The following is a 12,268-nucleotide window of genomic DNA, read 5'->3' on the forward strand; positions in this document are numbered from 1 at the left end:
CTACTCGGCCGCCAGCGCCGCCTCATGCCGCAGAGGATCTAGATCGGCCAGCAGGGGGAACCGCGCTCTCAGCAGGCGCATCTGGAAGGATTTCAGCGGCTTCTCGGGCTTGAAGATCCCCCGGCTGTCGTTGCTGCCATGGATCGAGCGCAGGTAGTAGAAGCGCATGTCATTCACCACCCGGCTGGGGTGATGGATGGCCAGTTTGCTATGCGACACCAGATAGACATTGCGCGGGCTGTCGGGGCGGGCCAGCAGGGTCAGCCCAAGGTTGGTGTAGGGCACATCCCGGGTGTAGTAGCCATAACCGCCCCCCTTCTCGCTGACCAGAGAGACCCCGCGAGAGAAGGACAGGAAGCAATAGGGCCGATGCGGCGGCACGCGCGGAATGGCCAGTTCGGCGTCGCGGCGCAGTTCGGTCATGAAATCGGCCGAGAGCGCGTCATCATCATCCAGAACGATCTGCGCCACATGATCGTGGCCATGGCCCGCCACCAGTTCCTGCTGGATCTCGCGAAACACCTCGCCGGCCTTGGCCGGGGGCCTGGGGTAGACGCGCGCCCGATCACCCAGCACATCACAGGCCGCTTCGCGCAAAAGCTTCAGGTGCTCCTTCGGCAGATCGTCGCTGGTCAGAATGCCCAGGACGAAATCCTTCTCCTCCTGGTCCCGCAGGGAGGCCAGAGCGATCTGGCGGAACATTCTGAACCGCTCGGCAAGACGGTCGGGGTCAAACAGGATTGCCTTGTCCCTGCTGGCCTTGGACCGCCAGGCCGATGTCCCGAAATAAGAATAGCGCATCTGCACAAATCGCAGCATCGGATCCGTCCCAGATCTGATTTGTCCCACGGCGCGCCCGGCGGCGCCTCACCCTGTCCCCAAGGTGTCTGACCAGGCGCCGGACAGACTGACGTTATTAGGCATCATTTGCCCGACCCCATCAAGTGACCCGAACGTAGACATAGGTACGCCAGGGTCCATCGCCTGGCGCGGCGGCGGTTTGACCTGTCCGGCATAAAACCAGCCTGCAGCGGGGGGGCGCTAATCCAAGCCTGTCCCGGAACGCAAAAAGCCGCCCCGAGGGGCGGCTTCCGTAATCCGGGAGGACCGGGGATCACTCGTCTTCGAGTTCTTCCACGGCTTTCTGCAGGTCTTCCTTGGTGGTTTCCACCTCGGACACCTCGGCCAGCTCGAAGACATAGTCGACGACCTTGTCCTCGAAGATCGGCGCGCGCAGCTGCTGTTGCATCTGCGGGTTCTGCTGAACGAATTCGAAGAACTGACGTTCCTGGCCCGGGTACTGGCGCGCCTGGTTCATGACCGCCTGGGTCATTTCCTGATCGGTCACTTCGACCTCGGCCTTCTGCCCCAGCTCGGCCAGCAGCAGGCCCAGTTTCACGCGGCGCTCGGCGAGCTTGTTGTGCTCATCCGTCGGCTCGATCTTGTCGTGGTCGTGGCCCTGGTGATCCGGGTGTTCCTCGTGCCACAGCTGGTGCGCGATCTGGCCGGCTTCGGCTTCCACCAGGCTCGGCGGCAGTTCGAAGGTCACGGTCTCGTCCAGAACGTCCAGCAGCTTGCGCTTCATGACGGCGCGGGCGGCGCCGGCGTATTCGGCTTCCAGGCGCTCGGCGATCTGAGCCTTCAGCGCGGCGAGGTCTTCAGCGCCGAACTTCTTGGCCAGTTCGTCGTCGATCTCGGCGGCCTTGGGGGCCTTCACTTCCTTGATCTTGCACTCGAAGACCGCGGCCTTGCCGGCCAGGTTCTCGGCGCCGTATTCCTCGGGGAAGGACACTTCGACGTTCTTCTCGTCGCCGGCCTTCACGCCGACCAGCTGTTCCTCGAAACCGGGGATGAAGCTGTTGGAGCCCAGGACCAGCGGGTAGTCCTCGGCGGCACCGCCATCGAAGGCTTCGCCGTCGATCTTGCCCAGGAAGTCGATGACGACCTGGTCGCCATCTTCGGCTGCGCCGTCCTTGGCTTCGAAGTCCTGCGCGGTCTCGGCCAGGTTGGCCAGGGCCTCTTCCACGGCGTCGTCACCGGCCTTGGCAACCATCTTTTCCAGCTTGATGGACTTCAGGTCGACCTCGGGGATCTCCGGCAGCTTTTCGTAGGACATCTCGACGACGACATCGTCGCCCTCTTTCCAGGTCTCGCCGTCAACCATGTTGACCGCGGGCTGCATGGCGGGCTTGTCGCCGGTCTCTTCGAAGTGGGCGTTCATGGCGCCGTCGACGCTTTCCTGCATCGCTTCGCCCAGAACCCGCTGGCCGAACTGCTTCTTCAGCAGAGCCATGGGCACCTTGCCCTTGCGGAAGCCCTTCATTTCGACTTCCGGCTGTGCTTCAGCCAGCTTCTCGTTGACCTTGGCATCCAGCTCATCGGCCGTGAGGGTGATCGTGTAGCCGCGTTTCAGCCCCTCATTCAGGGTCTCGGTGACCTGCATCGTCGCTTGTCCTTCCATACCGGGGGCCGCGTCTCTCGCACGGCCATCGAAATCAGACGCCCTTCTATGAGCAGGCCTGCGCCGTTGCAAGGTATAAGGCAGCGGAATCCGCCTCTCCCGGCGCCTTTCTGCGCTGGATCGGACCTTTTGGGCCTGGCTTCGATGGTACGGGGCCTGGTGCGCGGCCCTGGCAGCCGCCCAGCACCGTGGCCGCAGCGGCCCGGGCGGCTGGAACAGGGGCCGCCAAGGCGAATGATCCGGGGCAAATGCCGGGGTGGCGGGACCGATCAGCCGCTTTCGTAAAGCGTGACCGCCTGGTTCATCTCCCGCAGGGCGACCTCTCCGTGGTAGAGCAGCCGCGACAGCTGCTCCGTCTCCACCGGCCCGCCCTCGGCGATCTCACGCAGGATCGGGTCCATCCAGTCCCAGATCGCCTGGACCAGCTCCAGCTGCATGTCGACCTCGAAGGTGGGTGGGGGGATGATCCCGTCCCAGGCATTGCCCGCGCGCAGCTTGTAGAGGCTGGAGCTGAACAGGGCGACGGTGGACAGCAGCGCCTTGCGGTCCTCCTCGGGCGCGATGCCCCGCCCGACCATGCAGGCCTCCTTCAGGGCCTTCATGATCAGCATCCGCTGACGACCGGCGATATTCAGCGCCGTCGCAAGTTCCGGGGCGATCAGACCCTCACCATAAAGACGTTCCATCACCCCGACCGAGGCATTCATCTTTGCCAGGACGGCCGGGTTGCGCGCATGAATGGCCCGCAACGTGGCGCTGCGGCCGCGATCGACGTAGAGCGACACCGCCTGCCCGTAGCCGCCCCAAAGCTCATCCACCAGGGCGAGGCTGTCCAGTACCTCGGGTCGCGTCTCCACCGGCAGGCCGAGCTCCTCATCTCCGAACCGGAGGCCCCGCAGGGTACGGTCGAACAGGCCATGGGCGGCCTCGGCCCGGGCCAGGGCGTTTTCGGTCTGCACATCGGAATCGGCCATGCAGGCCAGCATCGCCATGCGCTGCGACAGCATGCGTTGGCGCCCGGCGAGGTTGATCTTGCGCTTCGCGGCCTCCGCCCCGATCAGCGTTTCCGCCTGCGCCGACGGCGCGGGCGGCAGCACCACGGCCCCCAGGGCCAGGCAGAGGGCAGACAGGACGGCGCAAAGGCGTCGGAACGGCAGGGTTGGCATCCTCATTCCCTCGGCTGCGGCAGGATGCCGGCAGAGAACCCCAGCCGGGTGGAGATTTCGTTAAGCCGCGCCGGCCCCTAGCGCAGGAAGGCGCGGAAGCGGACCAGGGCGAAGGCGAAAAGCCCTGTGCCGATGCCGGCCAGCGCCAGAAGCTGTGGCCAGACCACCGACAGCCCCGCACCGCGGAACAGGATCGCCTGGGCAAGGATCGCGAAATGGGTGTTGGGGGCGGCCAGCATGATCGTCTGGATCACCTCCGGCATCGACTCGCGCGGGGTCATGGTGCCCGACAGCACCTGCATCGGCAGGAAGACCAGCACCAGCAGCAGCCCGAACTGCGGCATCGATCCCGCCACGGTGGCCAGGAAGATCCCGAGCGCCGTGATCGCGTAAAGCTGCAGCGCCGTGCCAAAGATGAACAGCGGCAGCGACCCGGGGATCGGCACCGCCAGCAGCCCCTCCACCACCACCCAGATCGCCAAGGCCGAGGCCAGCAGCACCACTGCCCCCATCGACCAGATCTTGGCCACCATGATCTCGGTCGCGGTCACCGGCATGACCAGCAGGTGTTCCACCGTGCCGTATTCCCGTTCGCGGATCAGCGCCGCGCCGGTCAGGACGATCCCCAGCATCGTGATCGAGGTGATCACGTCAGAAATCGCGCCGAACCAGCTTTGGCTGAGATTCGGGTTGAAGCGCGCGCGCAGCACCAGATCGGCGGTCATCTGCGGCGCGTCGCGGTGGCGGCTGAGAAACTCGTTCACCTCGTAGGTGACGATGCTTTGCACGTAGCCGGTGCCGGTGAAGGCCTGGGTCATCCGCGTGGCATCGACGTTCAGCTGGATCACCGGCTGCCGCCCGGCCAGCAGATCACGCTGGAAATCCGCCGGGATGGTCAGGGCGAAAGTTTCCAGCCCGGCGTCCATGCGGGCGTCCATCTCGGCGGTGGAGATCATGTTGGGGGCGGTGAAATAGGGCGGATAGAAGGCCCCGGCGATCCGCGCCGACAGTTGTGACCCGTCCTCGTCGACGATGGCGATGGCCGCCTTGTTCAGCGTCTCGGGCATCGCCTTGGCCGAGGTATAGATCGACAGCGAAAACGAATAGACGATCAGGATCAGCAGGATCGGATCGCGCAGCAGACCGCGCAATTCCTTGATGCCGAGATTCCAGACATTGGCCAGCCGCATCGCCTATTTCTCCTGTTTGCGCAGCAGCAGGGTGCTGAGCAGGATCATCGCCGGGCCGATCACCGCCAGCGCCAGAACGTCCGGCCCCAGTGACGTCAGGTCCAGCGCCTTGGCGAAGACGCCGCGCGCGATGGTGACGAAATAGGAGGCCGGGAAGACCTGGGCGATCACCGCCCCGCCCCCTTCCAGCGAGGACACCGGGTCGATCATGCCGGAGTACTGCACCGAGGGGATCATGGTCAGCAGCGCCGTGGCGAAGATCGCGGCGATCTGGCTGCGCATGAAGCTGGACATCACAAGGCCGAAGCCGGTGGAGGCCAGGGTGAACAGCAGCGCCGCCAGCGTCAGCGTCGCAAAGGAGCCGGAGATCGGCACGCCGAAGACGGTGATCGCCGCCACCACCAGCACCAGGTAGTTGAGCATCGCCACGATCACGTAGGGCAGCTGCTTGCCCAGGATGAACTCCAGCCGGGTCACCGGGGTGACGTAGAGATTGACGATGGAGCCCATCTCCTTCTCCCGCACCACGCTGAGGGCAGCCAGCATCGCCGGGATCAGCATCAGCAGCAGCGGGATGACCGCCGGCACCATGGCCGAAAGACTGCGCATGTCGGGATTGTAGCGATAGCGCATTTCCAGGTCGAAGGCGCTGGCCACGGCGGCATCGCCGTAGACCTCCCGCGCCTTTTCCTGAAGATACCAGGCGTGGATGCCCTGAACATAGCCGCTGACCGTCTCGGCGCGCATGGGCATGGCGCCATCGATCCAGGCGGCCACGGCCACGTCACGGCCGCGTTCCAGGTCCGCGGCAAACCCGGGGGGCACCTCGATCGCCAGGCTGATCTCGCCCGTGCGCATCCGCTGGTCCATGTCCGCGTAGCTGGTCAGGTCGGGCTGCTGAAGGAAATAGCGCGAGCCGGCGATCTGCTGGACGTAGTCACGGCTGGTGACGGTATTGTCCCGGTCCAGCACGGCGAAGGTCAGATCCTCCACATCCATGTTGATGCCATAGCCCACCACGAACATCAGCAGGACGGAGCCGAGCACGGCCATGGCGGCGCGGATGCGGTCGCGGGCCAGTTCCAGCGCCTCGCGCCGCGCGTAGGAGAACATCCGACGCAGGCTGAAATGGCGCTGCGCCCCGCCCCTCGCGGCATGCAGCGGCAAAGCCTCGGAGGCGTCCTGCGGCGCGGGATCGGCGCCACTGGCGGTGGTCAGATGGCCGATGAAGGCCTCCTCCAGCGTTTCGGCGCCCGCCCCCTGCCGGATCCCCTCGGGCGTATCGCTGACCAGCACGCGCCCTGCGTGCATCAGCGAGATCCGGTCACAGCGCTCCGCCTCGTTCATGAAGTGGGTCGAGATGAAGATCGTCACCCCGTCGCCGCGCGACAGGTCCGACAGGATCTGCCAGAAATGATCCCGTGCCACCGGGTCCACGCCCGAGGTCGGCTCATCGAGGATCAGGATGTCGGGGGCATGGATCATAGCGGTTGCCAGCGACATGCGTTGACGGATCCCGAGGGGCAGCCCATGGGGATAGCTGTCGCCCACGCTTTGCAGATCAAACCGCTGCAGCATCTCTTCGACTCGCGCCGGGATTTCCTCGGGCGGCAGGGCGTAGAGCTTGCCGTGCAGTTCCAGGTTCTGCCGCACCGTCAGCTCGCGGTAGAGCGAAAAGGCCTGGCTCATGTAGCCGATGCGCCGCCGGGTGGTCAGATCGCCCGCCTCCAGCGGCTCACCAAACAGCTCGGCCCGGCCCTCGCTGGGGTCCAGCAGGCCGGTCAGCATCTTCATCGTCGTGGTCTTGCCGCAGCCGTTGGAGCCGAGGAAGCCGAAGATCTCGCCCTTGGGAATGCGAAAGCTGACATCCTCGACGGCGGTGAAATCGCCAAAGCGCATGGTCAGGTGTTCGGCCTCGATGGCATAGCCCGCCTCGTCGCCCTCGCGCGGCGGGATCGTCACCGCGTGATGCGCGCCCCGCAGCGCCTCCGGCAGCAGGGCGATGAAGGCGCCGTCCAGATCCGCCTCGCCGGTCCGCTCCAGCAGGGCCTGGGGCGTGCCGGTGGCCAGCACCCGGCCGTCATGCATGGCACAGAGCCAGTCAAAACGCGCGGCCTCCTCCATGTAGGCGGTGGCGACGATGACGCTCATCCCCGGGCGGCGGGCGCGGATCACGTCGATCAGGTCCCAGAACTGGCGGCGGGACAGCGGATCGACGCCCGTGGTCGGCTCATCCAGGATCAACAGGTCCGGGTCGTGGATCAGGGCACAGCACAGGCCCAGCTTCTGCTTCATCCCGCCCGAGAGCTTGCCCGCCGGGCGATCGCGGAAGGGCGCAAGGCCAGTGGCGCGCAACAGCTCGTCGATGCGCGCCTCGCGTTCGGCGCGGTCATGACCGAAGAGACGGCCGAAGAAATCCACGTTCTCGAAGACCGACAGCGTGGCGTAAAGGTTCCGGCCAAGCCCTTGAGGCATATAGGCAATCCGCGGGCAAGAGCGGCTGCGATGGGACCGCTTGCGCATGTCGCCCTCCAGCACCCGCAGCTGGCCGTCCTGCATCCGGCGGGCGCCGGCGACCAGCGACAGCAGGCTGGATTTGCCCACGCCATCGGGCCCGATCAGCCCGGCCATGACGCCCGCGGGAATATCCAGGGTGATGTCGCGCAGCGCCTCCGTCCGCCCGTAGGCCAGGCTGACGCCCTGCAGTTGCACCACCGGGGGCGACGTCCCCGCGCCCTCCGCCGGGGTCTGGGTCATTGCCCGTCCCCGTCGGCCAGGCCGGTGACATCATCGGGGCGGTGGTCGGGCACCAGGGGCGGCAGGTCGGCGGGCCAGTCGGCCTGCGGATCGACACGCACATAGGTCACGCCCGGCAGGCCAGTCTTCACGAACTCGCTGTATTCGTTCAGCAGATCCACGTCGACCTTAGCGCGCACGCGGAACATCAGCTTCTCGCGCTCGATCTCGGTCTCGACCGTTTTCGGGGTGAACTGCGCCACGTCCGCGACGAAGGAAATGGTGGCCGGAACGGAGTAGTTCGGCACCGCATCCAGCAGGATCCGTGCCTCCGTATCCAGGCCGATCCGGCCCGCCTGCGCCGTGGGCAGGAAGAAGGACATGTAGACGTCGCTCAGATCCACCATGTTGATGACGCGCCCCCCGGCGGCCACGATCTCCCCCTCGCGCGCCACCAGGTACTGCACGCGCCCGTCACGCGGGGCGACCAGATCATTGTCCTCGATCTGCACCTGTATCAGGTCGATCTGCGCCTGCGCGGCCTCGACGGCGGCCTGGGCATCGACGACAGCGGCCTGGGCGGAGTTGATTCCCGCCTCGGCAGCGGCGGACTGGGCCTCGGAGGCGGCAATGGCGGCCTTGGCGCTCAGCGCCGCGGCACGGGCACTGTCCAGCGTCGCATCCGAGACGGTCGCGTTCTGTGCCAGGACCTCGGTGCGTTCGTATTGTTTCTGCGCTGCGTCGTAGGAGGCCTGCGCCTCCTCGATCTGGGCATCCGCCGCGCGCTTTTCGGCTTCGGCCTGACGCACCCGGATGCGGGCGCTGTCGACGCTCAGTTCGGTGCGGGTCAGCTGCGCCTCGGCCTGTTTCAATGAGGCCTCCAGCTGGCGGCTGTCGAGACGCGCCAGCAGCTGCCCCTCGCTGACCAGTTCGCCCTCGTTCACCAGGATTTCCGCGATACGTCCCGGGGCCTTGGCGGCCACGTCGATCTCCACCGCCTCCAGCCGACCGTTGCCCTGGGCGATGCCGGGCGTGGCATCGGCGCCGTTCAGATCGGTCCACAGGACGTAGGCCACGACCGCCGCGACGACGACAAGGCCGGGGATCAGGAATTTCGAGGAAGACTTCGCCATGGGGGAGATCCTTTGCAGCGCGAGGTAGCCTCAGCCTAGCGCCTCTGCATTGCAGCATTCAACCGCGCAGGGGGTCGCAGGGGCAGATTTCCGAACCGCGCAGTTCAGCCACTCCCCCGCCTTGCGTCACCCCGGCGCCGGCCGGTCCCCGGCCTCCCAATCGGCCAGCAGCCGGCGCACTTCCCGCAGGAAGATCCGCGCGGCGGACCCCGCCTGCACCGGCCCCAGGGTCATGGCGTAGATGTCGAAGATCACCTCGGGCGCCAGGTCCAGCACCTCGAAGCCGGAGGTGTTCTGGAAGTGGATGGTGAACTCATCCGCCAGCGACGCGGTTTCCAGCGCCTGGCACAGCGGCGGCACCAGGCTGAGGGAATTGACCGTCACCTGGGCGGAGAAATCCACGTCATGGCCCGCCAGCGCCTGGGCCAGCACCTTGCCCACCGGACCGCGCAGGGTCGACCCCAGCAAAGTGACGCCCGACAGGTCCTCCACCGGGACCGGCCCCGGCCCGGCCAGCGGGCTGCCCGGCGGTACCAGCAGGCGCAGCCGCCCCTGCCCCAGCCGTTCCAACCGCACATCCTCCGCCTGCACGCGGCCCGCGACGATGCACAGGTCCACCTGCCCCGCGCGCAGCGCCGCCAGTTGTTGCGCCAGGGTGCCCACGTCCAGCGTCATCGCCAGCCCTGGCAGCGCTTCCAGCGCGTGGGCCACGGCGCGGGGCACGAAATGCGGGGTCAGCATGTTCACCGTCATCAGCGACAGGGTCTGCCCCTCCCCCTGGCGCAGGGCCTCGATGCGATTCTCCAACCGGGTGACGCCATCGAAGAGAAAGCGGCTCTCGCCGTAGATCGCGTCGGCCTCCGCCGTGGGCATCACCCGCCCCTTGTCCAGGACGAACAGCGACAACCCCAGCGCCGCCTCGAAATCGCGCAGGTGGCGCGACACCGTGGGCTGCGACAAACGCAACGACCGGGCGGCCGCCGAGATGGAGTCGTTTTCATAGACCGCGCAGAAAACCTGCAACCTTTGCAAGGTGATAGGCCGCATACCCTGGCGCCTCCTAAAGATGTTTTTCCAAAAACCTATAGAAGAACACTATGGGTGCTCCAAATCTTTTCTATTTTCCGGGCGGCATTGCTGGGCAAGCGTATGGTCCAGACAGAGGGCGCCGGCAGAGCGCCCGAAACGCGCCCCGCAATCACCGGGGCCAGGGAACGACAGGGACGCGACGTGCCAGCCGCCATCATACTCGCCTTCACCACGCTTGCGCTGCTTGCGGGATCGGCCATCGCCTATGTCATTGGCGCCTCGGCGATCCTGACCTTCATCGCCGCCGGGCGCGAGAGCTTCATGGCGGTGCTGCCCCAGCGCCTGTTCAGCCAGCTGGACAGCTTCGCCTTTCTCGCCATGCCGCTCTTCATCTTCGCGGGCGACCTGATGAACCGGGGCGGGCTGGCCTCGGCGCTGATCGACTTCTGCATGAGCTTCCTCGGGCGCCTGAAGGGGGGCCTGGGCCATGTGAACGTGGCAACTTCAGTCTTCTTCGCGGGGGTCTCGGGGTCGGCGGTCAGCGACGCCGCGGCACTTGGCAACTCGCTGGTGCCGGAGATGCGCCGCCGGGGCTATTCGCTCGACTATGCCGCCGCCATCACCGGGGCCTCCTCGATCATCGGGCCGATCATCCCGCCCAGCTCGATCCTGATCTTCTACGGCGCCCTGATGGAAACCAATGTCACCACGCTCTTTGCCGCCGGGATCGTGCCGGGCCTCTTGCTGGCGGCGATGCTGATGGCGATGAACGCCTTCTACGCCTGGCGCGACGACCATCCCGGCGGTCGCGATGCCGAGGTGCCGCGCTTCTTCCCCTCGCTGATCCGTGCGCTTCCGGCGATGCTTCTGCCGGTGATCATCCTGGGCGGCACGCTCTTCGGCTTCATGACCCCGGCCGAGGCGGCAGCGGTGGCGGTGATCGCGGCGCTGGTCATCGGCCTGGGCTACGGCAAGCTGGGCTGGCGCGACATCGGTGCCAGCCTGGAACGGACCGGGGTGATGCTGGGCGGGCTTTTCATCATCCTCTGCGCCATCTCGACCTTCAGCTACCTGGCCGCCCTGCTGCAATGGCCGCAGGCGATTCAGGCTGTGATCGAGGGCTGGGGCCTGGGCCCGATCCAGTACCTGATCCTGATCAACGTGATCTTCCTCTGCGCCGGCATGGTGATGGACGTGAAGGCCGCCGTCGCCCTTTTCGCTCCGATCTTCGTTCCCGTGGCCCTGGCCATGGGCGTGGATCCCGTCCACCTCGGCATCGTCATCTGTTTCAACATCACCATCGGGCTGCTTTCGCCGCCCCTTGGCGGTGTCCTGCTGATCCTCGCGACCACGGTAAAGATGGACTACTGGCGCCTGATGCGTGCCACCTTCCCCTTCTTCCTGGCCGAGGTCGTGTTGCTGATCGTGCTGACCTACATGCCCGATCTGACCCTGGCCCTGCCCCGCGCCCTGGGGCTGGCCCAATAAGCCTGAAAAACCGATCTCCCAACATCGCAACAAACCAAAGACCAACAGAGGAGCCTACAATGACCTTTTTCAAAGCCACTCTCGGCGCCAGCGTCCTGGCCCTGATCGCCGCCACTGCCCAGGCCAGCGAAGTGAAGATCGCCATGAACGGCGTCGACGATCCCGAAACCAATGCCGAGGCGGCCTTCGCCCATGGCTTCGCCGATGCGCTGGAGGGCAGTGAGTTCGACGTCTCTATCTTCCCCTCGGGCACCCTGGGCTCCGAGGATGAACGCTTCGACCAGGTGGCCCAGGGCCTGGTGGAGGTGAACCTGGCGACGGTGTCCACCACCTACGGCATGTCGCCTCTGGTCAAGGGCGTGGCCCTGCCCTTCTTCTTCGCCGACAACGAGGAATTCGACGCGATCATCAACGACACCGCCATCCTGGAGGAGATGAACGCACCGCTGGTCGAGAACGGCGTGCGCATCGTCGGCTTCAACTACATCGGCTCCTCCATCGGGATCCACAACGCCAAGAAGCCCATCGCCACGGTCGAGGACATGAGCGACCTTCGCTTCCGCGCTCTGAACAAGGAACAGCTGGCCTTCCAGGAAGCTCTGGGCGCCACCGGCACCATCGTCGCCTGGTCGGAAGTGGCCAATGCCATCCAGACCGGCGTCGCCGACGGCTACTTCAACGCGCCCAACAGCGCCATCCGCACGGGCCACACCGATTTCCTGACCCATTTCACCCCCGCCGGCATCTCCCCCTCGACCCGCGTCGCGCTGATCTCCGAAGATTGGTACGCCAGCCTGTCGGAAGAGGAGAAGACCGAGATCGACGCCGCCATCGACGCGGGCATCGAGGCCAACCGCGCCTGGGTCGCCGACTGGTCCGTGTCGGTGCGCGAAAAGCACGAAGGCCTGGGCGTGACCTACACCGAGCTGGCCGAGGGCGAGCGCGAGAAGATGGCCGACCTGTCGGAAACCGTCTGGGAAAGCACCATGACGGCTGAGGACCTGGCGGCCTGGAAAGACGCCAAGGCCACGGTCACCGAGTAAGCGACAACGAAAGAGGACGGCT

9 protein-coding genes are annotated in these 12,268 nt (G+C 66.1%); 2 read left to right on the forward strand and 7 right to left on the reverse strand.

Annotated features, from left to right (window positions below; genetic code table 11):
- The 7 genes from LC066_RS03500 to LC066_RS03530 form a co-directional block, all read right to left on the reverse strand.
- Nucleotides 1–819: a glycosyltransferase gene (locus LC066_RS03500; RefSeq protein ID WP_318246701.1), complete on the reverse strand. Its 819-nt coding sequence runs from the start codon at nucleotides 817–819 to the stop codon at nucleotides 1–3.
- A gap of 295 nt (nucleotides 820–1,114) precedes the next feature.
- Complete coding sequence (gene tig / locus LC066_RS03505) at nucleotides 1,115–2,443, reverse strand: trigger factor (RefSeq protein WP_224896554.1); 1,329 nt, start codon at nucleotides 2,441–2,443, stop codon at nucleotides 1,115–1,117.
- A gap of 287 nt (nucleotides 2,444–2,730) precedes the next feature.
- Entirely contained in the window at nucleotides 2,731–3,627 is an 897-nt protein-coding gene (locus LC066_RS03510; RefSeq protein WP_224896555.1) for a type IV pili methyl-accepting chemotaxis transducer N-terminal domain-containing protein, read from the reverse strand.
- Nucleotides 3,628–3,704: 77 nt separating this feature from the next.
- Nucleotides 3,705–4,817, reverse strand: coding sequence for an ABC transporter permease (locus LC066_RS03515; RefSeq protein ID WP_224896556.1), 1,113 nt, complete (start codon nucleotides 4,815–4,817; stop codon nucleotides 3,705–3,707).
- A 3-nt stretch (nucleotides 4,818–4,820) separates the two neighbouring features.
- The gene (gene rbbA, locus LC066_RS03520; RefSeq protein WP_224896557.1) at nucleotides 4,821–7,574 is read right to left on the reverse strand and encodes a ribosome-associated ATPase/putative transporter RbbA; all 2,754 of its coding nucleotides are present in this window, start codon (nucleotides 7,572–7,574) and stop codon (nucleotides 4,821–4,823) included.
- Nucleotides 7,571–8,686 carry an HlyD family secretion protein gene (locus LC066_RS03525; RefSeq protein WP_224896558.1) on the reverse strand — a complete coding sequence of 372 codons (1,116 nt, stop codon included), beginning with the start codon at nucleotides 8,684–8,686 and terminating at the stop codon, nucleotides 7,571–7,573. The genes rbbA and LC066_RS03525 overlap by 4 nt, the downstream gene beginning before the upstream one ends.
- Before the next feature lie 126 nt (nucleotides 8,687–8,812).
- Nucleotides 8,813–9,733, reverse strand: a complete 921-nt coding sequence (locus LC066_RS03530) for a LysR family transcriptional regulator (protein ID WP_224896559.1) — start codon at nucleotides 9,731–9,733, stop codon at nucleotides 8,813–8,815.
- Between the two features lie 183 nt (nucleotides 9,734–9,916).
- On the opposite strand from LC066_RS03530, the gene LC066_RS03535 reads away from it, so the two are divergent.
- Nucleotides 9,917–11,203 (forward strand): TRAP transporter large permease, encoded by a 1,287-nt coding sequence (locus tag LC066_RS03535; RefSeq protein ID WP_224896560.1) that lies wholly within the window; start codon nucleotides 9,917–9,919, stop codon nucleotides 11,201–11,203.
- A gap of 59 nt (nucleotides 11,204–11,262) precedes the next feature.
- On the forward strand, nucleotides 11,263–12,246 hold the full coding sequence (locus LC066_RS03540; RefSeq protein ID WP_224896561.1) for a TRAP transporter substrate-binding protein: 984 nt from the start codon (nucleotides 11,263–11,265) through the stop codon (nucleotides 12,244–12,246).
- The last annotated feature ends 22 nt before the right edge of the window (nucleotides 12,247–12,268 follow it).

It is taken from the genome of Pseudooceanicola marinus (assembly GCF_020177265.1).
Taxonomy (GTDB): Bacteria; Pseudomonadota; Alphaproteobacteria; order Rhodobacterales; family Rhodobacteraceae; genus Pseudooceanicola; species Pseudooceanicola marinus_A.